Below are 24,202 nucleotides of genomic sequence, written 5' to 3' on the forward strand. Positions count from 1 at the left end.
GTGAAACATTCCATCCTCATTCTCGGCGGCACGGCGGAGGCCAGAAAACTGGCGGCAGGGCTCGCCGGTGATCCGCGCTTCACGACCGAACTTTCGCTGGCCGGCCGCACGCGCGCACCGGCAGAACAGCCCGTGCCGGTACGGATCGGCGGTTTTGGCGGTGCGGAAGGCCTGGCTGCCTATCTGCGGGACAAGGGTATCACGATCCTGATCGATGCAACCCACCCCTATGCGGCGCAGATCTCCCGTAATGCGGCAGAGGCTGCGAAGCGGGCGGATGTGCCTTTGATTGCGCTCCGCCGTTCTCCCTGGCGCCAGCAGCAGGGTGACCGTTGGATTGAAGTCGCCAGTATTCATGAGGCTGTCACGGCATTGGGCAAAAGCCCGAGAAAAGTCTTCCTCACCCTCGGCCGGCAGGAACTTCTGCCTTTCGAGGCGGCGCCGCAGCATCATTACCTCATCCGCAGCGTCGATCCCGTTGAACCGCCGCTTGCTGTGCCGCATGCGATCTATCTGACGGAGCGCGGCCCGTTTGCCGAAACGGACGAGGCACGGTTGCTGAAAGAGCAGGGTATCGAGGTGATCGTTGCCAAGAACAGCGGCGGGCCTTCGAGCTACGGCAAGATCTGCGCCGCCCGTGCGCTCGGTATCGAGGTGATCCTCGCGCGCCGTCCGGATTTGCCGGATATGCCGTCGGTGGAGACCGTGGAGGAGATGCTTGCCTGGCTCGATCATGTCCCGGCGCCCTTGAAAGAACGCGGCGAATAAACGATCGGCCGCTGGCCTTCCCGCTCGATGATCCGGGTTTCCGCCGTCCCGACGATCACACAGGTCGCCATGTCGGCCATGCCGCTTTCGGCCTCGGAAAGGGGCACGATCCGGATCGTTTCGTCCGGCCGACCCGCTGCGCGGCCGAAGATTACCGGAACCTCGCCCGGCAAATGCCGGCGCAGCAGGGCGAAGGCGTCGCCGAGCTGGTGCGGCCGCGCCTTGCTGACCGGATTGTAGAAGGCCATGACGAAACCGGCTTCTGCCGCCGCAATCAGTCTCTTCTCGATGATTTTCCAGGGCTTCAGGTTGTTGGAGAGCGAGATGGCGCAGAAATCATGCCCCAGCGGCGCGCCGGCCCTGGCTGCCACCGCCAGCATGGCTGTCACCCCCGGCACGACGGAAAAATCGATACTGCGCCATTCGACCGGGCCTTCATCGATCGCTTCGCAAACCGCCGCCGCCATGGCGAAGACGCCGGGATCGCCGCCGGAGACGACGCAGACTTTGCCGCCATTGGCGGCCATCTCCAAAGCGGCCCGGGCACGCGCCAGTTCCTCGCGGTTGTCGGATGCATGGCGCCGCTGGTCCGGCCGAAGGTTCAGTCGGTCGATATAGGGAAAATAGCCGAAGAAATCTTCCGCTGCCGCCACGGCTGCCAAAGCTTCCGGCGTCATCTGATCCGGATTGCCTGGCCCAAGGCCGACGACTGTCAGCGAACCGCTCATCGGTCGTCTCCCGGCCGCGCCTTCCAGCCGGGAACCAGCACGATCGAGAAATAGGGCGCCGGGCTCTCGTCACGCTCTTCCAGTTTCTGGGCCGCGCCGTTCGCCATGGTGCCGCGTTCCACGTAGAGCGCGCCGGACAGTTTCCCAACCGACGCAAGCGCACGGCGGATCTTCGGCAAGTTGCGGCCGACCTTCATGATAACAGCGCCGTCCGTATTTGCCAGGCGTTCGGCCAGCTTTTCCTCAGCAAGCGTGCCCGGCAGCACGCTCAAGATGTCGTCGCCCTGAACCAGCGGCAGGCCCGTCATCGACCAGCAGCCGGACATGGCGGTGACGCCTGCCACGACTTCTGCCGGATAGCGGCTCGCCAGCCGCACATGCAGGTGCATGTAGGAGCCGTAGAACAGCGGATCACCTTCGCTGAGCACAGCCACATTTTTCCCAGCGTCGAGATAGGCGGCGATTTCCTCCGCCGAGCGGTCGAAGAAGTCGGAGATCGGACCGCGATACTCCGCCTCATCCTTGCTGGTCTCGGTCGTCACCGGATAGACAAGCGGCAGTTCCAGCGTGCCCGGTCGGACATGGGCTCCTACAATGGCGCGGCCATTGCCCGTGCTGCCCTTCTTGCAGAAGAAGGCGATGACATCCGCCTCGCTGATGGTACGCGCCGCCTTCAGCGTCAGCAGTTCCGGATCGCCCGGCCCCGTGCCGACGCCGGTGAGCTTGCCTTTGAGGACCACCGCGTTCAAAGGCCTGCCCTCGCAAGCGCGTTGACGCAGGCTGCCGTCATGGCGGAGCCGCCCAAGCGGCCTCGCACCACGGCATAGGGAATGCCGAGCGCCGATTCCATCAGCGCTTCCTTGGACTCTGCCGCTCCGACGAAACCGACCGGCATGCCGATGATCGCGGCCGGGCGCGGCGCGCCGGCATCCAGCATTTCGAGCAGGCGGAAGAGCGCCGTCGGCGCATTGCCGATCGCCACCAGCGCGCCTTCCATTTCATCCCAGAGGTCCAATGCGGCAGCTGATCGGGTGTTGCCGATCGTCCTGGCAAGCTCGATCGTGCGGCTGTCTCGCAGCGTGCAGATCACATCGTTATCGGCGGGCAGCCGGGCGCGGGTGATGCCATGCGCAACCATTTCGGCGTCGCAGTAGATCGGCCTGCCGTCATAAAGCGCGCCACGCGCCCGAGCGACGAAATCCTTCGAAAAGTGGAATTGCTGCGCCGCCTCAACAAGCCCGCAGGCATGGATCATGCGCACGGCGATTTCCGCCTGTTCAGCGGAAAAGGCGGAAAGATCGGCTTCCTGGCGGATGATCGCGAAGGACTTTTCGTAGATCGAGTCGCCTTCACGAATATAGTCATAGTTGTTCATGGTCGTCCTGACGTTACAGCCGCAGCGAGCCGATCAGTTCCGAGTCGGGCTAGGCAGGCGGCGGAATTTTCCCCTTCGCGTCGTTCGATCCGAACGAGATCGGCGATACGGCGAAGAGAGGCGCTGGTATTGGCAAAAGAGATGGAGGCAAAGGGCGGTTTGGCTGCTTTGCCCCGCCCGATCAGGGAAATGCCGTCGGCCGTCCCGCAGAGGGTCAACGCGGACGGCTCCGGATGGGCGCAGCCTTTCGGGCAGCCCGTCACATGCAGCTTGAATGACCCGTCGAGCAGGTCTGCACATTCGGCTGCGGCCTCAGACGCAATGGCGTGGGTTGCGATCGTCGCCGACGTGCAGGCCGGGCTTCCCGGGCAGGCGGCGATATGTCCCCGCGGGTCGGCGGAGGACGTGATGAAGCCGGCCCTTCCCGCGAAAGTGGCGAGCGCTTTACAGGCTTCGTGCGTTCCGAAGAACAACAGCGAGTGATCCAATGCCGGCTTCAGAGATTTGATCCCCAGCCGCTCGGCTTCATAGCAAAGTGCGATGAGGTTTTCAGCCTTTGCCTGGCCGAACGCGGGACCGAGGCCGATGGCATGGAAGCCGTTCGAAAGAGCAAACAGGCCGAAGGGCGAGATCGAGGGTTGCGCATCCGCATTCACCGGAAGCCCGTTTGCAAGATCGCTGCCTCGTGCTTTGTTTCCCATCGCTGCGAGCTTCTGAAGCAAAGAAATGGCGGTCGCGATGGCGTCGGCGTCGTCGAACACTCCGCAAATCTTACCCGTTGTCTCCGGTCCGCCGAGCATCAGTTTCCAGCAGATGTTTTCGCCGGATCGAACGGCGACCAGCCGGATATCCGCCAGCAGATGGGAGAGCCGCAATCTGCCATGCCCGTCTACCACGAGGCACATCTTTGGTGCGAGACCCTCGATGCCGCGCGCAGCTTGCCGGATTGCTTCGGCAACCGGTCTCGGATCGACGATTTCGGTTTCATCCAGACCGGCAAAGGGGGGAACCTCGACCGCAAGTCCTTCACGCAAGGGCAGATTCAGCGCCCGGACTTCCGTGTCCAACATCGGAGCGGAGATTTCCGTCAGTCCGCGAGCCTGGAGATTTCCCCGGGCGGAGATATCAAGAATGCCGTTGCCGTGACGCTGTGCCAGCCTGCAGAGTTCAGCCAGTTGCCCCGGAGAAATCGCATCGATCAGCGCGATGCGGGCCAGAAGCCCGTCACCGGTCATCATCGGAGCGGAAAGCGCCGGGCAGGCGCCGCGTCGCATGTCCAAAGCTTTGCGCTCGAGCGAGGGCGCGGTCATGCCGACCTCCTTGTCAACATCTCGAGTTCGGCGTCGATCGCATTCCGGCGCGGGTGCCAAAGGCCGCGGCGGAGCGCCGAGCGGAAACGTTCGCCCATGTAGCGCGCACCTTCGGGGTTCTGCGAGAGCAGGAAATCGCGTACTGCTTCGTCACCGAGATAGGCATCGTAGGTTGCGTCGATCAGCGATTGCGGGATAGCACGGGTGGTCTCGGCAAAGCCGATCAACCGATCGACGGTTTCCACCAGTTCGGCCGCACCACGCGGCCCGTGGCGCATCTGGCCTGCGATGAAGCGCGGATTGACGGCGCGAGCGCGCACCACACGGGTCACGGCTTCCGAGAGCGAACGGGCCTTCGGCTTCTGCGGATCGGTGGTATCGAGCGCGATCACATCCGCCTTGCCGCCAAGTGCCGCGACCGCTGCCGAAAACCCGCCGATGAAAGCAACGTCCGCCGAACCGTCCAAAAGATCACGGCCGGGGTCGTCACCAGTATGGACAAGCAGGTCAGCGCTTCCAACGCGTTCGGCGAAGCGCCCGGGTACGGCCGAAGCCTCACCCTCCGCCCCGCCGAAGGCATGGCTGGTAGCGTCGAGATAGAGGTGGCCGAGTTCCTCGCGCTCATTCCATGTGCCGTCTGCGAGCTTTTCCTCAATGCCGGAACCATATGTGCCGGGGGCAGAACCGAAAATGCGTGGCGGCACATGGCCAAGCCTGCGGGCTTCCTCGGCCAGCGGGTTGTCGCCCGGCGCTTCCTCGCGGGCCGCGATCGCCCGCATGGCGGCGTCCAGCAGCGCGATCAGCGCCGGGAACATGTCGCGAAACAGGCCGGAGATACGGAGCGTCACGTCGATACGCGGACGGCCGAGCGCCGCCGGTGGCAGGACGTCGATGCCGGTCACGCGGCCAGTCGCTGTATCCTGTACCGGCTTTGCGCCCATCAGCGCCAGAGCCTGGGCCACTTCTTCGCCGCCGCTACGCAGGGAAGCGCTGCCCCAGAGATCAAAAACGAGGCTTTTGGGCCAGTCGCCGTGATCCTGCAGGTAACGCCGAAGAATCTCGTCCGCTGCGCGTTTGCCAAGCTCGAAGGCAGTCGGCGTCGGTAGCGTGCGCGGATCGCTGGCAAAGAGGTTGCGGCCGGTCGGCATGACGTCGCGGCGGCCGCGTGCCGGAGCGCCGGACGGGCCGGGGCGGATATGCTTGCCGTCAAGCGCGTCGATCAAGGCTTGGCGCTCGGTTTCGGCACTCAGTATCCGTAACGGATCGTTATCATCCTCCGCCACCTCGCCGAAGACATGCTGGCCGTCCTTGATCGCGAAATCCTTGAGATCGCAGAGAAAGGCGTCGATACGGGTCAGGGCCGTGTCCGGATCGTCGTCGCCGGAAACGCCGGCTTCGGAAGCCAGGCCGGTATCGCGGGCCGTCTCGACGATCAGCTTTGCCAGCCGGTCACGACGGCGGCGGTCGAGCCCGTCTGCCTGGGCATATTCATCGACCAGCAGTTCGAGCCTCTTCTGTTCGTCGGACAATCCGGCATCGGTCAGAACCGGCGGCAGATGGCCGATGGTGACGGCGGAAATCCGTCGCTTGGCGACCGCTGCCTCGCCCGGATTGGAAACGATAAAGGGATAGATGACCGGCAGGCCCCCGGTCACGATCTCTGGAAAGCAATCTTTCGACAGGGCAACCGTCTTGCCCGGCAACCATTCCAACGTACCATGGGCGCCGACATGCACGATCGCATGCGCGCCGAGCGTCTCGCGCATCCACTGGCCAAAGGCCACCAGCGCATGGCGTGGCGGCAGATCCGGGTCGTGATAATCGGCCCGGCGGTCTGCGTTGCGGCCGCGATCCGGTGCCAGCGCTACGGTGATATTGCCGAAAGTCGCTGCACGGAAACGGAAGGCGCCATCCCCAAGCTCCGCGTCGGGCGGCCCCCAGGCGGTTTCTGCGCCCGGAGCCGGGTGATAAGCGGAGAGCGGATAAGAACCGGCTTCCCGGTTTAGCAAGTCAAGAAGGTCTCGCGCGGTCACCGGTATGTCGGGGATGGAATAGCCGGCTATCGAAAGCTCGCGCAGCATGGACAGCACGCTTTGCGGCACGTCCAGCCCGACGGCATAGCCTGTGCGGCCGGGCGCACTCGGATAGTCCGGCATCAGGATGACGATCTTGCGGGCGGATCGCGGCGTAGATTTCAGGCGCAGGAAAGCGGCAATGCGCTCGGCGACCTGCTCGACCCGGTCCGGCTCCGGCCGGCTAAGAAGGTTGGCGGAATCGCTGCCGGCCTTGAAAGAGATCGCGCCGGCCAATATGCGCCCGTCGAGTTCCGGCAGGACCACATGCATGGCGAGGTCTGCGGGATTGAGACCGCGGCGGCTTTCCGCCCAGCCTTCACGCCGTGTCGTAGCGATGACGACCTGGAACACCGGCACGCCGGTGCGATCGAAGATCGTCTCACCGCTGTCGCTCGCGCCGCTGGCAAAAGCGGTGGTGGCAATGATCGCCGCAGGTTCGAGATCTGCGATCGCTTGTTCAACGAAGTTTATCGCCTCGACATCCTTCAACCCGCTGACGAAGATCGGGATCGGCGCGAAACCGCGTTCAAGCAGCGCTTCGAACAGCGCATCGATCGGTGCGGTGTCGTTCGCGAACAATATGGAGCGGTAGAAGAGGACCGGCAGTCGCAGGGCGTCTGGCGAGAAATCCGCGAGCAGATCGTCCACTCCGACGATTCCGCTGCCTGGCCTGTAATAGCCCATCTTCGACATCGGTGCGGCTTGCGGCAGGACCTCCTGCTCGTCATTCGCCAGCGCGGCCAAACGCTTTGCAAGCAGACGCATATTGCCCGGTCCGCCCTCGCGGAAACAGGCAAGAAAGCCGGCAAGCACCTCTTCGGAAACGGTCGAGGCAGCAGCGAGTCTTTCATCGCGGATACTGCATTCGCCGGGCAGAAGCGCGAGCGCGGTCTTCTTGAACCGCGCCAGCCGCGAAATCTCTTCGACACCATATGACCAGCGATCATAGCCGCCAAGGATGCGCACGAGAATAACTTTGGCATGTGCCGCCGTCTTTTCGATCCAAAGATCGACAGACATGGGATGCCTGAGATCAGCGAGATTGGTCAATCGCAGGGTCGGCTGACCTTGGCCCCATGCGGCGGAAATGCCGTTCAGATCGCTGCCAGAAAAGGACAGCACCACCACATCGGCCGGCGACTGGTTCAGGTCAACCGGTTCGATCAGGTCGTCGAGCGACGACGATGTGGTGGCGAGTATGTGCATCCTTCTCTCTGAGTTTCTGTTTTCTCTCGGCAATTGCCAACGGAAAACCGCTTCACACTTTTCCTGCTATCACGCGGCCAGCATCCTTTCGATCGCGGCGCGGTCGATGCCCTTTTCGCCGATTACGACAAGGCGGCTTATCCGCGCCTCACCGGGCGCCCAGGCTCGGTCGAAATAGTGGTTTACGCGCGATCCTACCGCCTGAACCTGCAGGCGCATCGGTTTGTTCGCGACTTCCACGAAGCCTTTTATGCGCAGTACGTTCTCCGCCTCCGCCGTCGCGGAAATGCGGGCAGCCAATTCGTCAGCATCGGAAACAGCCGGGAGATCGACGACAAAGCTGTCGAAATCATCATGATCGTGGTCGCGTTCGTCGTCGTGATGGGTCTTGCGGTTTTCGATATCGTCCTCGACGGCGAGGCCAAGTCCGATCAGCACGGCCGGATCGATCGCGCCATTGGCAGCCGAGACGATCTTCACGGCACGCGGCAGATGGGCGGCGACGCGGTCCCGGGCGGTAGCAAGGCCCGCAGCATCGAGGAGATCACTCTTGGTCAGCACGATCATGTCGGCGCAGGCGACCTGATCCTCGAACACTTCCTCGACCGGATCGTCGTGGTCGATGGAGCCGTCCGCCTGGCGCTGCGCCTCCAGCGCTTCATGGTCATCGGCAACGCGGCCTTCGGCCAGTGCCACACCATCCACAACGGCGACAACGCCGTCCACCGTGACACGTGCCTTGACGGCCGGCCACTGAAAAGCCTGAACGAGCGGCTTCGGCAGCGCAAGGCCGGAGGTTTCGATCAGGATGTGGTCGACGCGCGGTTCGCGTGAAAGAATCTGATCGATCGCCGGTACGAAGTCATCCGCCACGGTGCAGCAGATGCAGCCGTTGGCAAGCTCGATGACGTTGTCTTCCGGGCAGCTCTCGATGCCGCAGCCCTTCAGTATCTCGCCGTCGATGCCGACATCGCCAAATTCGTTGACGATGATCGCCAGCCGCTTGCCGTCAAGCTTCGCGATCAGGTTGCGGATCAGCGTGGTCTTTCCGGCCCCCAGGAACCCGGTGACGACGGTGCAGGGAACGCGGTCGAAGCTGACGCTCATGATGGCATGTCCTCGTGATGATGAAAGGGTGGGATACGGGCCGTCAACCCCTTGCCGCGCAGACATGTCGGGCGGCCGCGTAGAGGAAGGAAACCGCGCTCGTCCTCGGCCAGCATCATCGCGCCGGTGACGATGTCCTCGACATTGTCGAGGGACAGATGGCCGAAGACATAGGACCAACCGTTGCGGTGATTGAAGGCGGCGCTGGGGCTTTTTTCGCAATTGGCAAGGCAGGTGACGGGCTTGACCGCGAGCGGCTTGCCGTCCGCTGCTTCACGTAGCGCTGCGATCAACGCGATGCCCGGCCGAACGTCGCCGTCGGACACATCACGGCAATTGGTACAGACGAAAATCGTCACATCTGCCGGATCATCTGGTCGGTGGTCACTCATCGGTCAGCCGCGTTCCCGCCGGGGTCGAAACAATCGGGGCGCGGAGCAGAGGGCTGAAACCGCCTGCGGTGATCGAGAACTTCCTCCGGAGCACCCCGCCCGGTGAAGCAAAAACATCAGATGGCAGGTCTCCTGGCTTGCGGGTCACCGCCATTTGCCTGCCTTCCCGGTTTCCCAGTGGCTTATAGGCAATGGCTCACCGCTTACAGTTGCGGGGGCAGCCGCGGCATTGATCGCGAAAGGGATCTCACCGCATTCTCTCTTAGCCCTCCCCGTTGCCGGAAAGGGACCATCTCTTTTCAAGTAAGCCCGGTCGCATGCTTATGTCAATGCGTCGCAAAGGCGATTGCCGTGAGGCCGATTTCGTCTATAGTGAGCCAGCCTATGGTGCCCCGAAAGGGTATTTGAGGGAATGCGGTGCGACGGATCTGCTGTCAAACCCGCGGCTGCCCCCGCAACTGTAAGCGGAAAGTCTTCGTCCATGATGCCACTGGAGCAATCCGGGAAGGCGGGCGCAAGATGCCTGATCCGCGAGCCAGGAGACCTGCCAGAGGCGAGGAAAAACTTCAACGGCCCTCGGGTGGAGGGCGAAAGGACAAGGCAATGGCAACGAAAACCGCTTCGACGGCAGTCGGTATTTCCTCCTCGAAGATCATCCCGCTCAGCATGACGGCCCTGCTGGGGCTTTTCGTCGTCGGTTTCGTCGGCTTCTCGCATATGGAAGTCGTGCACAATGCCGCGCACGATTCGCGTCATTCCTTCGCTTTCCCCTGCCACTGAGGGGAGTTTCCCATGTCGTTGTTTCGTAACATCGTCTTCACGGCGGTGATCGCCGGGCTGTTGTCCGGACTGCTGCTCACCGTCATGCAGAGCTTTTCCACTGTCCCGCTGATCCTGCAAGCGGAGAGCTACGAGAATGCCGGCGGCGGAGAGGTCGGCCACAGCCACAGCCATGAGGCCGCTCCCGCCGGCAATGCCGCAGCGCCTGCGGACCATCATCACGACGAAGAAGCATGGATGCCGGCAGACGGTTTCGAGCGCTTCATTTATACGGCCGCCGCCGACATGCTGGCCGCGATCGGTTTCGGTCTTATTCTGATCGCGGTTTCAGAAGCCCAGGGCGGTCTCAAAGGCTGGCGCAGCGGACTGATGTTCGGTATTGCCGGCTTCCTGACCGTCAGCTTGGCTCCAGGGCTCGGCCTCCCCCCGGAACTTCCGGGCATGCCGGCTGCTGAGCTTGGTCCCCGTCAGGTCTGGTGGATTTCGACCGCAGTCTGCACTGCAGCGGGCCTTGGCCTCCTCGCCTATACGCGCTCAGCCGTATTCGCCGCGCTGGCGATCGTTCTGCTGATCGCGCCACATATCGTCGGCGCGCCGCTGCCGCCCGGGCATGAAACGGCTGTGCCGCTGGAACTCTACGCCCGCTTCGTGAATGCTGTCTACGCCACGAACCTGGTATTCTGGGCTGTACTCGGTGCGTTGGCCGGGATGATCCGCGAACGCTTCCGTGCAGGGGAAGAGATCACGGCGCGGTCTGATGGGGAGTTCGTATCGCGGTGAAGGAGATCGACGAGGCATCGGTCGAACGTCATCGCGCCAAGATGGTGAACCGCAAGGCAGTGCAGGACAAGGAAGTCGCCGGGAAGACCGTCGAAAAGGGGCTTCTCATCGTCCATACCGGTCCCGGCAAGGGAAAATCCACCGCCGCCTTCGGCCTGGCTTTGCGTATGCTCGGCAACAATCGCCGGGTCGGCGTCGTGCAGTTCATCAAGGGTGCCTGGTCGACAGGCGAGCAGCCGGCGCTGGCCGTTTTCGGCGATCGGGTCGTCTGGCACACGATGGGCGAAGGCTTCACCTGGGAAACTCAGGATCTGACGCGGGATATCGCGGCCGCCGAAAAGGCCTGGGCAAAGGCTCTCGACCTGATGGCGGACGAGACGATCGGACTCATCATTCTCGACGAACTCAACATCGCGCTTCGTTACGATTATCTCGATCTCGACAAGGTGGTCGCAGCACTTCAGGCGCGGCGGCCGGACCTTCACGTGGTCGTCACCGGTCGCAACGCCAAGCCGGCGCTGATCGAGGCGGCGGATATGGTCACAGAGATGACGCTGGTCAAGCATCACTTCAAGGCGGGCGTGAAGGCCCAGGCCGGCATCGAGTTTTAACGGTATGACCGCTCGCGCGCTGATGTTTCAGGGTACGGGTTCGGATGTGGGCAAGTCGCTGGTGGTGGCCGGGCTTGCCCGCGCCTTTACGCTGCGTGGGCTGAAAATCATGCCGTTCAAGCCGCAGAACATGTCGAACAACGCGGCAGTCACGGCGGATGGCGGCGAGATCGGACGGGCGCAGGCCTTGCAGGCGCGTGCGGCCGGGGTCCCGCTCAGCGTACATATGAATCCTGTGCTTCTGAAGCCTCAGAGCGACGTCGGCGCGCAGGTCGTGGTGCAGGGCAAGGTCGAAGGCAATGCCAAGGCCGCCGAATACCAGGGCCTCAAGCGGAAGCTGATGCCGCGGGTGCAGGAAAGTTTCGACCTTCTCAGCAACCAGGCCGATCTGGTGCTGGTGGAAGGCGCCGGCAGCGCTTCGGAAATCAATCTCCGCCGCAATGACATTGCCAATATGGGGTTTGCGCGGGCGGCGGATGTGCCCGTCGTGCTGATCGGCGATATCGACCGCGGCGGCGTGATTGCCAGCCTTGCCGGCACGAAACTTGTGCTCGATCCCGAAGATGCGGCGATGATCCGCGGGTTCATCGTCAACCGCTTTCGGGGCGATCCGGCCTTGTTTGCCGAAGGCATGCGGATGATTGAAGAACTGACCGGCTGGCGATCGATCGGGCTTTTGCCGCATTTCGCGGATGCAGCGTTTCTGCCGGCGGAGGATGCGCTCGGGCTCAACCAGTCCTTCGCTCGCAAGTCCGGCGCAAGAATCCGCATCGCAGTGCCGATCCTGCCGCATATCTCCAATTTCGACGATCTTGACCCGCTGGAAGCGGAGCCGGAGGTCGATCTCATCCGTGTCAGGCGCGGTGAGGCCATTCCGGGGGATTGCGACCTCGTGCTGCTGGTCGGCTCGAAAGCAACCGTCTCCGATCTGGCTGCACTTCGCGAGGCTGGTTTTGACGTGGATATCGCCGCTCACGTTCGTCGCGGCGGGCGCGTGCTCGGCCTTTGCGGCGGTTATCAGATGCTGGGCAAACGGATCTCCGATCCGGATGGCATCGAAGGATCACCCGCTTCGGTCGAAGGGCTGGGCCTGCTGGATGTCGAGACCATCCTGTCCGCCGATAAGCGGCTGGAAGCAGTTTCGGGCGAAAGCTTCGATGGAGTTCCCTTATCCGGCTATGAGATGCATATCGGCCGGACATCCGGGGCCGATTGCCGACGCCCGTTCTCGGTGATCGACGGTAACCCGGATGGTGCGATATCGGCGGATGGCCGGGTCTGGGGCACCTATCTTCATGGGCTTTTTTCGGATGACCGGCAGAGGTCGGCCTGGTTGACACGGCTTGGCGGCGCGGTGTCGGTCCTGGACTATCACACCGGGGTGGACAATGTGCTCGACCGGCTGGCCGCCCATATGGAACGGCATCTCGATCTCGATGGATTGCTCACGCTTGCCAGATGATCCATGCCAGGAAGCCGAAAAGGCCGATAAAGAGCGCGTCCGCGACGCGGGCGAGCTTCAATGCGCGGCGGATATCGACTTGGGTGAGTTCCGAGCGCCCGCCTTCGCCCATAAAACGCGCCTCGATCATCTGTCCGCCATAGCTCCGCGGCCCCGCCAGCGCTATGCCGAGTGCGCCGGCCATCGCCGCTTCCGGCCAACCGGCATTCGGAGAGCGATGGTGGCGTGCGTCGCGGAAGATGGCCTTGATTGCATTCCGAGGCGAAGCCTTGTCGACGAAAAAGGCAGCCAGCACGAACAGAAAAGCGCTCAGCCGCGAGGCCGGCAGGTTAATGAGGTCGTCGAAACGTGCGGCCGCCCAGCCGAAGGCTTCGTGTCGCGGATTGCGGTGGCCGATCATGCTGTCGGCGGTATTGGCTGCCTTGTAGGCCGCGCCGCCCGCGAGGCCGCCGACGCCCATCCAGAAAGCCGGCGCCACCACGCCGTCGGAGAAATTCTCCGCCAGGCTTTCGATCGCCGCACGGCAGACGGCGGCCTCGTCGAGCTTTTCCGGATCGCGGCCGACGATCATCGAGACGGCCTTGCGCCCGGCGTCGAGCCCGCCATACTTCATCGCGTCGGCAACCGCTTCGACATGCTTTTCAAGGCTTTTCTGTGCCGGGAGGCTGGCGGCTATCAGAATCGGCAGGACCGCTCCCAGAGGGATCGTCAGAAGCCCGTATTCGATCACAAACGCCACGGCGATTGTCACGCCGAGCAGCGTCAACAGAGCAAGCACGCCCATGCGTTTGCGCGTATCGAAATCGTCGGCCTCGCGGTTCCAGCCGTTGTCGAGCCGGGATATCAGCCGGCCCATCCAGGTGACCGGGTGGCCGATCGTCCGGAAGAGCCAGTCCGGATAACCGAAGATGCGCTCTATGATCAGGGCGAAAAATGCGAGAAGGAACATGCCGGTGACTGCATCTGAGATTGGTGGTCCGATAGCGCATGGCGGCAATCTGTCCCGTGCACGGGCGCTGTTTCCGCACGCGCCTGAACCCTGGATCGATCTTTCCACCGGTATCAATCCTTATTCCTATCCGCATTCTCCCTTGCCCGACAATGCCTTTGCACGCCTGCCGGACCCCGCACTGGCAGAAAGGCTGAAGGCGATCGCAGCGGAAGCCTATGGCGCGCCCTCGGCTGCCCATGTGGCGGCGGGGCCGGGCACGCAGATCCTGTTGCCGATCCTTGCGAGCCTGCTTGGGCAAGGTAAGGCTACGATCCTTTCGCCGACCTATGCCGAACACGCCCGCGCAGCGCGGATGGCCGGTTTTGAGGTGACCGAAACGGACGATCTGGATCGGCTGGCTTCTGCAGATCTCGCCGTTATCGTCAATCCCAACAATCCGACCGGCCGAATCGTCCCGAAGAGTGATCTTCTGGCGCTTGCAGCCATCATGCGAGCAAAAGGCGGATTGCTGGTCGTCGATGAAGCCTTCGTTGACGTCTCGGAAGCGGCGAGCGCAGCGGATGCGGTCGATGCCGGCGGACTTATCGCGCTGCGGTCCTTCGGCAAGTTTTACGGCATGGCGGGCCTGAGGCTCGGATTTGCGATCTCTCGTCCGGATATCGCCCGAAGGATCGAGGACCAGCTCGGCCCTTGGGCCGTTTCCGGTCCGGCGTTGCATATCGCCAGCGAAGCGCTGGCCGACGGTTGGTGGCAGGCGATGATGCGACAACGATTGCGCGATGATGCCGCGAATCTTGATATCTTCCTGATCGGCGCTGGCATTCCAGTCTTCGGCGGTACATCGCTATTCCGCTTCGTTCGGGACGCGCGCGCGCAGGCGATTTTCCAGCATTTGGGGGAGCGCGGCATCGTCACCCGCCGCTTCGAAGAACGGCCGGCTGATCTCAGGATAGGGCTTCCCGACAAAAATGGCTGGCCAAGACTGGAAGACGCTCTGAAAACTATTTAGCCGGCGAATCGAATTTGTCGCGCCATGCGGCCCGTGCGTTCGGCACGGGTAAGGCGGTTGCCTCATAGACGCCGCGGGCCACGGCTCGGGCCGTCACGATTGTCGTCAGGTGGCAGAGTTCGGCAAAGGCCGCCATGTCGTCCAGCGGTTTTGCCCCCGTCGCGGCGGAAAAGATCGTATCGCCATCGCCTGGCAGGTGCGCCGGCAGAACAGCGCGTGCCAATCCGTCATGCGCCATGATCGAAAGCCGATGCGCCTGCGCTTTCGTCAGGAAGGCATCGGTCACGACGACGCCGATCGTCGTGGCCTTCAGGTTGACGCCTTTAAGCCGCAGGGCCGAATGGCTTTCGGTGAACTTTTGCGGCAGGCCGAAGCCACCGAATTCCTCGTCCTGCTCAAATGGAGCTGCCCAGAAATGCGGGCCTTCGGCGACAGTCGCCGAACCCATGGCGTTAACCGCGAGCAGGGCTGCGATCGTGTGGCCGGCTGTCGTCCTTGCGCTCGCCGAACCGAGCCCACCTTTGAATGTCGCAGTCGTGGCGCCGGTGCCTGCTCCTACAGTTCCGAGCGCAAAAGCGCCTTTCGCAGTGGCCTTGAAGGCATCGTAGCCCATCTCCCGATAGGGCGAGTGAAGTCCCCAGTCCTTGTTGCCGCCGTTCAGGAGATCCATCAGGATTGCCTGCGGTACGATCGGTACACGGACGTTGCCGACTTGGAAGCCACGGCCGATTTCACGAAGCCCCGCCTGCACTCCGCCCGCGGCGTCCAGTCCGAAGGCCGAACCGCCGGACAGCACGAAGGCGTCGACCGCCTGCACGGTCATCGACGGGTCGAGCAGTGCAGTATCCCGGCCGCCCGGCGCGCCACCGAGCACCGAGCCGGAAGCGACCGCCGGTTCATCGAAGACGATCGCCGTCACGCCCGAACCCAGTGCGGGATCGGTGGCATGGCCGACGGCGACGCCTTCGATGTCGGTCAAGAGGTTCAGCGGCCCGATCATAGGCTTCATTCGATGTCGAACTTGACGCCCTGCGCCAGCGGCAGGGTGCGGCCATAGTTCAGCGTGTTGGTGGCGCGGCGCATATAGGCCTTCCACGCATCGGAGCCGGATTCGCGGCCGCCGCCGGTTTCTTTTTCACCACCGAAGGCACCGCCGATCTCGGCGCCCGAAGGACCGATATTGACGTTGGCGATGCCGCAATCCGAACCGCGTGCGGAGACGAAGGTCTCGGCCTCACGCATGTCATTGGTGAAGATCGAGGAGGAGAGGCCCTGCGGCACATCGTTATGCAGGTCCAGTGCCTCTTCGAAACTCGAATATTTCATCACATAGAGAATCGGCGCGAAAGTCTCGTCCTTGACCGGACCCGTCTGGGCCGGCATTTCGACAATCGCGGGGCGGACATAATAGGCGTCGGCCGCCTCGTTCCCAAGCACGCGCTCGCCTCCGGTCACCTTGCCGCCTTCGGATTTCGCTGCTTCTAGGGCTTTCTGCATCTTCTCGTAGGCCGCCTTGTCGATCAGCGGGCCGACAAGTGTGCCGTTCTCCAGCGGGCTGCCGATCGTAACGGACTGATAGGCCTTCGTCAGGCGAGGCACCAGCGCGTCGTAGACGCTTTCATGCACGAAGAGACGGCGCAGCGTCGTGCAGCGCTGGCCGGCCGTGCCCATGGCAGCGAAAGCGACGCCGCGGAGCGTGAGGTCGAGATCGGCCGTCGGGGCGACGATAGCGGCATTGTTGCCGCCGAGTTCGAGGATCGAGCGGGCGAAACGCTGTGCCAGCCGCAGGCCGACCGTGCGGCCCATAGCGGTCGAGCCGGTGGCGGAGACGAGCGGCACTTTCTTGTGGTCGACGAGAATCTCGCCGATCTCGCGGCCGCCGATCAGAAGGGTCGAAAGGTTCTTCGGCGCGGTGTAGCCTTCGGCGACATAGCGGGTCAGCGCCCTGTCGAAGATCGCCTGGGTGGCGAGCGCCGTCAACGGTGTCTTCTCCGACGGTTTCCAGATGGTGGAGTTGCCGCAGACGATGGCGAGCGCCGCGTTCCAGGACCAGACGGCGACGGGGAAGTTAAAGGCGGAAATGATGCCGATCGCGCCCAGCGGATGCCAGGTTTCCATCATGCGGTGGTCGGCGCGTTCGGTGGCGATGGTGAGGCCGTAGAGCTGGCGGGAGAGGCCGACCGCGAAATCGCAGATGTCGATCATTTCCTGCACTTCGCCCAGGCCTTCGGAAGTCACCTTGCCCACTTCGATCGAAACCAGCCGGCCCAGCGCGGTCTTGGCTGCGCGCAATTCCTCGCCGAGGAGACGTATCAGCTCGCCGCGCTTCGGAGCCGGCACCAGCCGCCATTCGAGGAAAGCCTCATGGGCGGCTTCGATGGCTTGTCTTGCGCCGGCAGGTGTCTCTTCCGGCAGCTTGCCGATTTCGGCGCCGGTGATCGGCGAACGGACGGCAAGGGTGCCGCCGGTATAATTTTCGGCTTTCACGCCGAGATCGCCCAGGATGGCTTTCACCTCGGCAGCGAGATCGAGAGTGGCAAGGGTCATGTCAGTCTCCGGAATCGAATTTCGGTCAATCTTAGAAATCGGCGGCGGTTTAGCAATCAGAACCGTTCGCCGGCGAAATGGGCGATTTGCGCGCCCGCCTCGTAATAGGCTTCCTTCAGCGCGCGAAAGCCCGGTTCTTTCGGCTCCGTCAGCGGCAGCGGGAGGTCGGCTTCGGAAACCTCGCCGAGAATATGCCGGGCAAGCAGCTTTCCGAAGGTGGTGCCGGGCGCGATGCCGCGGCCATTGTAGCCGGAAAAACCGATCACGTTGCGGCCGAATTTGTGGAAGCGCGGCAGCGCGTTGTCGGTCATGCCAATCTGTCCGTACCATTCCGCCTCGAACTCCACCTCGCCAATCTGCGGGAAGAGGCGAGCGAGCGAACGCTTCGCCCATGCCTTGTGAACGGCGATGCCGGTGCCGCGCAGCGCGCCGACCGAGCCGAAGACCAGCCGGCCGGCCTGATCCATGCGGAAGGAGGAGAGGATTTCCCTGGTGTCCCAGCAGCCTTCGCGGCCGGGCAGAATGGAGCGGCGAAGATTGTCGCTGAGTGGCGTGGTAGCGAGATTGAAATAGGGCAGATGCACCTGCTCACGGCGCACCTGTTCCCAGGGGCCGGTGCTGTAGGCGTCGGTCGCCACGATGATCCAATCGGCGGATACCTCACCCCGTTCAGTCTTTAGGATCTTCCTGCCGTTCGCCTCGCCGGTATTGATAACGGCGCTGCCGGTATGGAGCTTCGCACCGGCTTTCACCGCCGCATGCGCCAATCCCCGTGCATAGGCGAGCGGTTGCAGCGTGCCGGCGCGCATATCAAGGAGCGATCCGGCATAGGCTTTCGTGCCGATGCGCCGTTCCGTCTCGGTAGCATCGAGCAGGATCACCGGCGCGCCGCGTTTCTGCCATTGCCGGGCGCGTTCCTCCAGCTCCTTCATTCCTTCCGGCCCCACGGCGCAATGCAATGTACCGTTCTTTTCCAGTTCGCAGGCGATGCCGTGCCTCTCGATCAGGTCCCGAACGAGGTAGGGACCGTCGCCAAGCAGTTCGAGCGCCCTGTCGCCATAGGCAGGCCCGAGTTCCTTCAAAAAGTCATCCGGCATGACCCACATGCCGGCATTGATGAGGCCGACATTGCGACCCGCACCGCCAAAACCGATCTCGGTTGCCTCAAGCAGCCGGACATTCACTCCGGCCTCGGCCAGATGCAGCGCAGCAGAGAGGCCGGTATAGCCGCCACCGACAATCGCCACGTCGGTGGAAACGGCTTCTTCCAGCCGCGGCGCAAGTGGAGGCGGGGGCGCGGTCTTTTCCCAGAGGCCGTGAGAGCGGGGATCGTTGAGCATGATGGATTGTCCGGAGGCGTCACTCACTCTCTCTTTACAGAGAGCTGTTATCGATGAATATCGACATGTTCTCAACAGGTCATTCGCTGGAGGAATGACATGCTGCCGCCCCGGCGCTTCCTTCCCTCGTTTTCGCTGCTTTCGGCCTTTGAAGCAGCAGCGCGCACCGGCAGCGTCACGGCGGCGGCGAACGAACTCGGCCTCACCCAGAGTGCCGTCAGCCGCCAGATCTCGGCCTTGGAAAATCAGCTCGGCGTGGCGCTTTTCCTGCGCGAACGGCAGACGATCCGGCTGACGCTCGCAGGCGACGGCTATGCCCGCGAGGTGCGGGAGGCGTTGAGACGCATTTCCAATGCCTCGCTCAATCTCAAGGCCAACCCTTCCGGCGGAACGCTGAACCTCGCCATCCTGCCGTTCTTCGGTACGCGCTGGCTGACGCCCCGGATCAAGCATTTTCTCGACGCGCATCCGGGCATTGTCGTGAATCTCATTACCCGGCTGGAGCCGTTCGATTTTCGCTTCGATACGCTCGATGCTGCCATCCATTTCGGCGCGGCCCGCTGGCCGGGCGCGGCGCTCACCTTCCTGATGGAAGAAGAAGTGCTGCCGGCCTGCAGCCCTGATTTCAAGATGCGGCATAATCTGAAAGCTCCGGCGGATGTGCTGAAGGCGCCGCTCCTGCATCTCAATACGCGGCCGGATGCCTGGGAGCTGTGGTTCACGAGAAACAAGGTCCCGTTCGATGCGCTGCATGGCATGCTGCTCGACCAGTTCATGACCATGGTCGAAGCGGCCGCCGCGGGGCTTGGCGCAGCGCTCCTGCCGCGTTTCCTGATCAGCCGGGAACTGGATCAGGGGCTGCTGGTACCGGCTGTGGAAGGACAGGTCATGGAAACCGGGCAATACCATCTTGCCTATCCGCCCGATCGCGCCACTTATCCGCCGCTTGCTGCCTTCCGGGATTGGATCGTCCAGGAGGTCGAGCAGGATATGCTTGCGAACGGCGGACGCATCGGCCAATAGTCGGGTATGTCCATCATTGATCGCGCAGGCGATCCGACCGACGGGAAGACGTCCATGAAACCCATTTTCGTCCAGCTTCGCTGCAAGCCCGGCAAGACCTATGAAGTCGCCGATGCCATCTACAAGACCGAACTCGTTTCCGAACTCTATTCGACCAGCGGCGATTGGGACCTGCTTCTGAAGATCTACATCAAGGACAGTGACGAGATCGGCCGGTTCGTCAACGAAAAGATCGCATCCATTCCCGGCATCGAACGTTCGCTTACGACGATCACCTTCACTGCTTTCTGATAGGGAAACGAAAAAGCCGCCCGAAGGCGGCTTTTTGCGGAAATATCAATAGGATCTCAGACATGTGCCGTTGGCGCCAAGTTGCGCGAACGGACAAGATCGCGAATCGCGAGGCGCACTTCGTCCGCAGAATTGAATCGCTGCTCATCGAGATCGATGACGTGAAATTTCACGGCGATGAACTTCAGCCGATCCTCATCCGGAATGACGATACCGACGGGTTCCCCGCCGAACTCAATAACTTGCTTCTGCATGGCAGACTCCCGCAGTGGCTGCTTAAATACAGCTCTGGCGAATGAAAATTTTCAGGAACGATTGAACCGAAAGCGTTACATTCGACAGCACGGAAGGGAGCGGCGATCCGTGCCGATCATTTTGGACGCACCTTCACCCAAGGCGGCGACGAAAACAGGTATAAGCATGTCACTCTCCCTTTTGGTGTTGCGTGAAAAACCGATCAGGCTCAACCGACCGGATGATGACTGACTGTAGGTGAGTCCCACAGCGCTATCAACAAAAATCAGTGTAACTAGAATTTTTTTCCGACTCATGACAGGAAAAGGGCGGAATTGTGAAATTTCATTCGCAAGTCCACGGCCATCGTCCGTCACGGTTTAAATAGGGAGCCTTCCGGCTCACGCAAGAACCGGGTGCAGGAATTTCCGGTCTGCGAAAGGCTCAACTTTCCGAGAGGAGCGCCTTCAGACGGGCAACCAGGAGATCGGCACTTTCGCGGCTGAAGCACAGCGGCGGCGCTATCACGAGTTCGTCGCGACCGTTCGAAGCGATCAGAATGCCGTCTTTTCTCAAGCCTTGGCGGATTGCCTTGGCCTTGGTGTCATCCTCGAATACAAGGGCCAGGCACAACCCCATGCCGTGCACCGCGCGAATCGCCGGATGACGGGCGGCGAGTTCCTGCAGCGCCGATTTCAGATGATCGCCGACAAGCCGGGCGTTTTCGCGAAGCGCCTCTTGCTCGCTGATCTCGACAGCCGTTGCGGCCGTCGTGCAGGCGAGCGGACTGACCCGGCCCGCCGTGAGTTCCAGGGACGCGGCGATCGACTCGCGCATGAAAAGAACCGCGATATCTTCTCCGGGAAGGCCGGCAATGACGAGGTCGGGCCGGAGGCCGGATGCTTCAAAACCCCAAGCATGGTGGCCCAACCTTCCCCAGCCCGTGCTGGTCTCATCGATGACGAGGAGGCCTTCGTTGCGGGCCAGTGCGTTCAATATTTCCGAGAGGCTGTCGGCCGGATGGGGAAAGCCGGTCAGCAGCAGCCCGGCCTTGCCGTCCTCTCCCAGCGCCGCCGCGGCTTCTTCCCTGCTGTTGGTACAAAGGACCATCGCATCGTCAGCGACCTTCGGCACCAGGCCGACGACACCGACGATGTCGCGCCTGCCGGTATGGGCACGGGCTACGTTCAGAGCGTGATCGAGCGCATCGCGATGGCTGGGCAGAACAAGCACGGTCGCGAGCCCTTCAGGCGCCAGATCCTCAAGGCGCTGGGAGAGATGCTGTTCTGCTTCCGACGGGCCGGAGGGCGGGGTGTTCAGCAGCAGGAGCTGCCGGTAGGCTGCGGCCGCGATGCCCGGATGACCGTGACCGATCAAAGGGGCGTTGCCGGTGAGGTCCAGCAGACTACGCCCGGTGCCATCGAAGAGATACTCCTTCCAGCCGCGGACGGGCCGGTCTGGATGCTTCGGGTCCGGCGCATCGGCATCGACGCCGAGCAAGGCCGCCGGGGACGGGCATAGATGGGACCATGTTCCCGCCTCGCCGGGAATACAGAAGTGCGGCGGCACAAGATCCGGATCGCGGCAGAAGCGCAGACGTACCCCGCCGACGGAATTTTCCGCCCCGGCAACCATTCCAAGCGGTTCGCCTGCCTCAAGCTTGGTCTCTTCGGCAATTTCGCATTCGAGTCCTTCGACATGCAGTGTCAGCTCGCGACCGGCAAAGACAAGCCGCGTGCCGGCGCGCTTCACCGTTCCCGTGAAAGGTGCCACCGCTGTCGTCCCGGTCGGTACGCAGGCGTCGATATGGAGCGCGAAGCTCTCCGGTTCCTGCAGAGGGTCGGCTGAACTCTTCGAAAGGCGATATTCGCCGTAACGCGTGCTTCCACGGCCGGTTTCCCACGCGACGCGTGCCAGCAGTTTCCAATCGTTTTCCGGATCGGTCCAGTTACCGCCATAAAGCAGCGGGCTTGTGACGCTGAGGTCGACGAGCCGGAGCGTATCCGGATCGATGTCCGGCAGAAGGCGGCCGATCTCCGGCAGAGGTTTCGTCATCTTCGTCACATCGAGGATGGCTGCGAACATCCATGCTGGGGAGACGGTGGTCGCCGCATGGAGAACGGCGCGGCGGCTTTCCGCATCCTCTTGCACCTGTTGATCGTCCGGGGATTGCACCCGCCTATTCTCGGCTTTGGCTGAAAGGATTCCGGTCCGGGCGACGATGAGCGGCCAGAGCGCCTCAAGCTCTGCGAGCGTCAGTGGATAGATGTCATGATAGGCGCGGATTGCCGGCAGGAGGGCAGAGGAGTCACCGTCGCGGTTTGCGAGCATATAGGCGCAGCTATTGGCGAGGCCGGCGACGAGCCAGCCGTTGGAAAGACCGGTGAAGTCCGTCAGACCTGTCGGAAGCCAGATGCCATCGGTCACCTCGCCGATGACGGCATCGGCGTCGAGGTTCTGATGTGTGACAGCGGTGCGCAAACCCGGAGCGAGCGGCTGTATGCGCCGCAATGCCGTCACCATGGCCTTGGCGATGATGTCGCGTGTCTCCTGGTCGGCGACTGCGGACAAGAGCGATACAGTCTGCGGACCTGCCTTGCGCAGGTCGCTTTCCGGCTCCTGTTCCAGAATCGAATGTTCGAAATCTTCGAGGCTCTTTGCAAGCGAGGCGGACATCGCACCGAAGGCAGCAATCGCCTCGTCCGACAGTTTCTCGTCTGCCTGTGGTGAGGTGCCATCGAGAAAGGTCAGGAGGCGGATGCGTCGATCCTCGCCGGCAAGCGGCAGGACGATCGTGTCGTTCCCATCCTTGGTAGACACGGGCTCGGGAACACGCGGCCCGTCCGGCTCGCGCAGGATATGGCGCATCAGGGCATGTTCGGTCTCGATCTTATCGAGAGGCCAGTCGGCGGGTGCCACCTTCAGGAGGTAGCGCATGTGGCCGTTGTCGATCAGAAAGTAAGGGTTCTTCCGCCCCTCGATCGGAAAAACCTGTCCTGAAAGCCCATATTGCTCGCGGAGGATCTCCTCCACCGCATCGATCGACGGACCGGTTGACGAAACATCGATGAGGTCGGACATGACGTCGGACATGAACCTCTCCGGAAATGGCGCTTCCGAAGAGGATAGTGCGGCAGAACCGCACGTCCATAGGGCTTTACCCGAGCTTATCCCATGCGCTCGGATGCATAGGAGCCTGGGCTTGGCGGGAAGACGACGGTGCGGTTGCCGTTGATGAAGGTGCGGTGGTGGATATGCGCATGGATGGCGCGGGCCAGTACCTGGCTTTCGACGTCCCGGCCGAGCGACACATAGTCGTCCGGTGACTGCGCATGGGTGATGCGCACCGTGTCCTGCTCGATGATCGGACCTTCGTCGAGATCGGCGGTGACATAATGGGCCGTCGCGCCGATCAGCTTCACGCCGCGCTGGTAGGCCTGCTTATAAGGGTTGGCGCCCTTGAAGGACGGCAGGAAGGAATGGTGGATGTTGATGATCCTGCCCGACATCTTGCTGCACAGACTGTCCGAAAGCACCTGCATGTAGCGGGCGAGTACGATCAGCTCGGTGCCGCTCGACTCGACCACGTCCATCAACTGCGCTTCCGCCTGCGGCTTGTTCTCCTTCGTCACCTTGATGTGGTGGAAGGGGATGTCGTTGTTGACCACCAGTTTCTGGTAGTCGAAATGGTTCGACACGACGCCGACGATGTCGATCGGCAGCGCGCCGATCTTCCAGCGGTAGAGCAGGTCGTTGAGGCAATGGCCGAAGCGGGAGACCATCAGCAGCACCTTCATGCGGTCCTCGGCATCGAAGATGTCCCAGCCCATCGCGAACCTGTCGGCAACCGATTTGAACTCCTCGACAAGGGCCGGCCGTTCAGCCCCCTCTTCGGAAAGGAAACTGACGCGCATGAAGAACTTGCCGGTGTCGAGGTCGTCGAACTGTGAACTGTCGATGATGTTGCAACCCTTTTCCGCAAGGAAACCGGAAATCGCAGCAACAATCCCACGCGTGGATCTGCAGGTGACCGTCAGGACATAGTTCTTCATCTAAAATCTCCCTCCTCCGTCATCGGTGGCCAATTCGTGTATACACAAAGACGGCGCAGGACAATACCCAGCCCAGAATGAAAGGGAAAAGTGCCCAAATGAGCTGATGCTCGATGTCTTTGTGTGTACAGAAGCCACTTCATCCGTTCCATGTCTCGGC

General features: G+C 62.5%; 22 protein-coding genes and 2 riboswitches. Of the genes, 8 read left to right on the forward strand and 14 right to left on the reverse strand.

Annotation, left to right across the window (positions count from 1 at the left end; translation table 11 throughout):
- Complete coding sequence (locus JL39_RS19265) at positions 1-768, forward strand: cobalt-precorrin-6A reductase (protein WP_037154265.1); 768 nt, start codon at positions 1-3, stop codon at positions 766-768.
- Here JL39_RS19265 and JL39_RS19270 read toward each other — a convergent pair.
- The 7 genes from JL39_RS19270 to JL39_RS19300 form a co-directional block, all read right to left on the reverse strand.
- Positions 732-1,496, reverse strand: a complete 765-nt coding sequence (locus tag JL39_RS19270; RefSeq protein ID WP_037154268.1) for a precorrin-3B C(17)-methyltransferase — start codon at positions 1,494-1,496, stop codon at positions 732-734. The two genes, JL39_RS19265 and JL39_RS19270, sit on opposite strands and share 37 nt — an antisense overlap.
- On the reverse strand, positions 1,493-2,245 hold the full coding sequence (locus JL39_RS19275; RefSeq protein ID WP_037154270.1) for a precorrin-2 C(20)-methyltransferase: 753 nt from the start codon (positions 2,243-2,245) through the stop codon (positions 1,493-1,495). Before JL39_RS19275 ends, JL39_RS19270 begins: the two co-directional genes overlap by 4 nt.
- Positions 2,242-2,871, reverse strand: coding sequence for a precorrin-8X methylmutase (locus JL39_RS19280; RefSeq protein WP_037154272.1), 630 nt, complete (start codon positions 2,869-2,871; stop codon positions 2,242-2,244). Before JL39_RS19280 ends, JL39_RS19275 begins: the two co-directional genes overlap by 4 nt.
- Positions 2,868-4,181 (reverse strand): precorrin-3B synthase, encoded by a 1,314-nt coding sequence (cobG, locus tag JL39_RS19285; RefSeq protein ID WP_052182992.1) that lies wholly within the window; start codon positions 4,179-4,181, stop codon positions 2,868-2,870. Before cobG ends, JL39_RS19280 begins: the two co-directional genes overlap by 4 nt.
- A complete protein-coding gene (gene cobN, locus JL39_RS19290; RefSeq protein WP_037154275.1) occupies positions 4,178-7,462 on the reverse strand; it encodes a cobaltochelatase subunit CobN in 3,285 nt (1,094 codons plus the stop codon). The genes cobG and cobN overlap by 4 nt, the downstream gene beginning before the upstream one ends.
- A 69-nt stretch (positions 7,463-7,531) precedes the next feature.
- Positions 7,532-8,569 carry a cobalamin biosynthesis protein CobW gene (gene cobW / locus JL39_RS19295; RefSeq protein WP_037154278.1) on the reverse strand — a complete coding sequence of 346 codons (1,038 nt, stop codon included), beginning with the start codon at positions 8,567-8,569 and terminating at the stop codon, positions 7,532-7,534.
- The gene (locus JL39_RS19300; RefSeq protein WP_037154280.1) at positions 8,566-8,961 is read right to left on the reverse strand and encodes a DUF1636 domain-containing protein; all 396 of its coding nucleotides are present in this window, start codon (positions 8,959-8,961) and stop codon (positions 8,566-8,568) included. Before JL39_RS19300 ends, cobW begins: the two co-directional genes overlap by 4 nt.
- Before the next feature lie 104 nt (positions 8,962-9,065).
- Positions 9,066-9,270, reverse strand: a riboswitch (cobalamin riboswitch).
- Positions 9,271-9,329: 59 nt separating this feature from the next.
- Positions 9,330-9,528, forward strand: a riboswitch (cobalamin riboswitch).
- A 36-nt stretch (positions 9,529-9,564) separates the two neighbouring features.
- Between JL39_RS19300 and JL39_RS19305 the strand changes: the two genes are divergently transcribed.
- The 4 genes from JL39_RS19305 to JL39_RS19320 are packed head-to-tail and all read left to right on the forward strand — an operon-like array spanning position 9,565 to position 12,594.
- Positions 9,565-9,741: a CbtB-domain containing protein gene (locus JL39_RS19305; protein WP_037154283.1), complete on the forward strand. Its 177-nt coding sequence runs from the start codon at positions 9,565-9,567 to the stop codon at positions 9,739-9,741.
- A 12-nt stretch (positions 9,742-9,753) separates the two neighbouring features.
- The gene (locus JL39_RS19310; protein ID WP_037154286.1) at positions 9,754-10,521 is read left to right on the forward strand and encodes a CbtA family protein; all 768 of its coding nucleotides are present in this window, start codon (positions 9,754-9,756) and stop codon (positions 10,519-10,521) included.
- Entirely contained in the window at positions 10,518-11,132 is a 615-nt protein-coding gene (cobO, locus tag JL39_RS19315) for a cob(I)yrinic acid a,c-diamide adenosyltransferase (protein ID WP_037154289.1), read from the forward strand. The genes JL39_RS19310 and cobO overlap by 4 nt, the downstream gene beginning before the upstream one ends.
- A 4-nt stretch (positions 11,133-11,136) precedes the next feature.
- Complete coding sequence (locus JL39_RS19320) at positions 11,137-12,594, forward strand: cobyric acid synthase (RefSeq protein ID WP_037154291.1); 1,458 nt, start codon at positions 11,137-11,139, stop codon at positions 12,592-12,594.
- Here the strand turns inward: JL39_RS19320 and cbiB are convergent.
- Positions 12,578-13,543, reverse strand: coding sequence for an adenosylcobinamide-phosphate synthase CbiB (gene cbiB, locus JL39_RS19325; RefSeq protein WP_037154294.1), 966 nt, complete (start codon positions 13,541-13,543; stop codon positions 12,578-12,580). The genes JL39_RS19320 and cbiB overlap by 17 nt on opposite strands.
- On the opposite strand from cbiB, the gene cobD reads away from it, so the two are divergent.
- Positions 13,542-14,555 carry a threonine-phosphate decarboxylase CobD gene (gene cobD, locus JL39_RS19330; RefSeq protein WP_037154298.1) on the forward strand — a complete coding sequence of 338 codons (1,014 nt, stop codon included), beginning with the start codon at positions 13,542-13,544 and terminating at the stop codon, positions 14,553-14,555. The two genes, cbiB and cobD, sit on opposite strands and share 2 nt — an antisense overlap.
- Here cobD and JL39_RS19335 read toward each other — a convergent pair.
- Genes JL39_RS19335 through JL39_RS19345 form a run of 3 tightly spaced genes read right to left on the reverse strand, consistent with a single transcriptional unit; the run spans position 14,548 to position 18,442 of the window.
- Positions 14,548-15,555, reverse strand: coding sequence for a P1 family peptidase (locus JL39_RS19335; protein ID WP_037154301.1), 1,008 nt, complete (start codon positions 15,553-15,555; stop codon positions 14,548-14,550). The two genes, cobD and JL39_RS19335, sit on opposite strands and share 8 nt — an antisense overlap.
- A 5-nt stretch (positions 15,556-15,560) precedes the next feature.
- Complete coding sequence (locus JL39_RS19340) at positions 15,561-17,102, reverse strand: aldehyde dehydrogenase family protein (protein ID WP_037154304.1); 1,542 nt, start codon at positions 17,100-17,102, stop codon at positions 15,561-15,563.
- 56 nt (positions 17,103-17,158) lie between these two features.
- Entirely contained in the window at positions 17,159-18,442 is a 1,284-nt protein-coding gene (locus tag JL39_RS19345; protein ID WP_037154305.1) for an FAD-binding oxidoreductase, read from the reverse strand.
- 99 nt (positions 18,443-18,541) lie between these two features.
- Here JL39_RS19345 and JL39_RS19350 point away from each other — a divergent pair, with 99 nt between their 5' ends.
- Entirely contained in the window at positions 18,542-19,465 is a 924-nt protein-coding gene (locus JL39_RS19350; RefSeq protein ID WP_037154308.1) for a LysR family transcriptional regulator, read from the forward strand.
- A 54-nt stretch (positions 19,466-19,519) separates the two neighbouring features.
- Complete coding sequence (locus JL39_RS19355) at positions 19,520-19,756, forward strand: Lrp/AsnC ligand binding domain-containing protein (RefSeq protein WP_037154402.1); 237 nt, start codon at positions 19,520-19,522, stop codon at positions 19,754-19,756.
- 56 nt (positions 19,757-19,812) lie between these two features.
- On the opposite strand, the gene JL39_RS19360 is transcribed toward JL39_RS19355, so the two are convergent.
- The 3 genes from JL39_RS19360 to purU form a co-directional block, all read right to left on the reverse strand.
- On the reverse strand, positions 19,813-20,010 hold the full coding sequence (locus tag JL39_RS19360) for a hypothetical protein (RefSeq protein WP_037154310.1): 198 nt from the start codon (positions 20,008-20,010) through the stop codon (positions 19,813-19,815).
- Between the two features lie 424 nt (positions 20,011-20,434).
- Positions 20,435-23,083, reverse strand: coding sequence for an aminotransferase class III-fold pyridoxal phosphate-dependent enzyme (locus JL39_RS19365; protein WP_037154313.1), 2,649 nt, complete (start codon positions 23,081-23,083; stop codon positions 20,435-20,437).
- Positions 23,084-23,157: 74 nt separating this feature from the next.
- Positions 23,158-24,042 (reverse strand): formyltetrahydrofolate deformylase, encoded by an 885-nt coding sequence (gene purU, locus JL39_RS19370; protein WP_037154316.1) that lies wholly within the window; start codon positions 24,040-24,042, stop codon positions 23,158-23,160.
- Between the last annotated feature and the right edge of the window lie 160 nt (positions 24,043-24,202).

This window comes from Rhizobium sp. YS-1r, from assembly GCF_000757525.1.
GTDB lineage: Bacteria > Pseudomonadota > Alphaproteobacteria > Rhizobiales > Rhizobiaceae > Neorhizobium > Neorhizobium petrolearium.

What these genes read in the sequence shown, in the direction of transcription:
- JL39_RS19305 (WP_037154283.1), top strand. Translation starts at nt 9,565, where the DNA reads ATGGCAACGAAAACCGCTTCGACGGCAGTCGGTATTTCCTCCTCGAAG.
- cobW (WP_037154278.1), bottom strand. Translation starts at nt 8,569, where the DNA reads ATGAGCGTCAGCTTCGACCGCGTTCCCTGCACCGTCGTCACCGGGTTC.
- JL39_RS19270 (WP_037154268.1), bottom strand. Translation starts at nt 1,496, where the DNA reads ATGAGCGGTTCGCTGACAGTCGTCGGCCTTGGGCCAGGCAATCCGGAT.
- purU (WP_037154316.1), bottom strand. Translation starts at nt 24,042, where the DNA reads ATGAAGAACTATGTCCTGACGGTCACCTGCAGATCCACGCGTGGGATT.
- cobN (WP_037154275.1), bottom strand. Translation starts at nt 7,462, where the DNA reads ATGCACATACTCGCCACCACATCGTCGTCGCTCGACGACCTGATCGAA.
- JL39_RS19340 (WP_037154304.1), bottom strand. Translation starts at nt 17,102, where the DNA reads ATGACCCTTGCCACTCTCGATCTCGCTGCCGAGGTGAAAGCCATCCTG.
- JL39_RS19320 (WP_037154291.1), top strand. Translation starts at nt 11,137, where the DNA reads ATGACCGCTCGCGCGCTGATGTTTCAGGGTACGGGTTCGGATGTGGGC.
- cbiB (WP_037154294.1), bottom strand. Translation starts at nt 13,543, where the DNA reads ATGTTCCTTCTCGCATTTTTCGCCCTGATCATAGAGCGCATCTTCGGT.
- JL39_RS19360 (WP_037154310.1), bottom strand. Translation starts at nt 20,010, where the DNA reads ATGCAGAAGCAAGTTATTGAGTTCGGCGGGGAACCCGTCGGTATCGTC.
- JL39_RS19350 (WP_037154308.1), top strand. Translation starts at nt 18,542, where the DNA reads ATGCTGCCGCCCCGGCGCTTCCTTCCCTCGTTTTCGCTGCTTTCGGCC.
- JL39_RS19335 (WP_037154301.1), bottom strand. Translation starts at nt 15,555, where the DNA reads ATGATCGGGCCGCTGAACCTCTTGACCGACATCGAAGGCGTCGCCGTC.
- cobG (WP_052182992.1), bottom strand. Translation starts at nt 4,181, where the DNA reads ATGACCGCGCCCTCGCTCGAGCGCAAAGCTTTGGACATGCGACGCGGC.
- cobD (WP_037154298.1), top strand. Translation starts at nt 13,542, where the DNA reads ATGCCGGTGACTGCATCTGAGATTGGTGGTCCGATAGCGCATGGCGGC.
- JL39_RS19300 (WP_037154280.1), bottom strand. Translation starts at nt 8,961, where the DNA reads ATGAGTGACCACCGACCAGATGATCCGGCAGATGTGACGATTTTCGTC.
- JL39_RS19365 (WP_037154313.1), bottom strand. Translation starts at nt 23,083, where the DNA reads ATGTCCGACGTCATGTCCGACCTCATCGATGTTTCGTCAACCGGTCCG.
- JL39_RS19355 (WP_037154402.1), top strand. Translation starts at nt 19,520, where the DNA reads ATGAAACCCATTTTCGTCCAGCTTCGCTGCAAGCCCGGCAAGACCTAT.
- JL39_RS19345 (WP_037154305.1), bottom strand. Translation starts at nt 18,442, where the DNA reads ATGCTCAACGATCCCCGCTCTCACGGCCTCTGGGAAAAGACCGCGCCC.
- JL39_RS19310 (WP_037154286.1), top strand. Translation starts at nt 9,754, where the DNA reads ATGTCGTTGTTTCGTAACATCGTCTTCACGGCGGTGATCGCCGGGCTG.
- JL39_RS19280 (WP_037154272.1), bottom strand. Translation starts at nt 2,871, where the DNA reads ATGAACAACTATGACTATATTCGTGAAGGCGACTCGATCTACGAAAAG.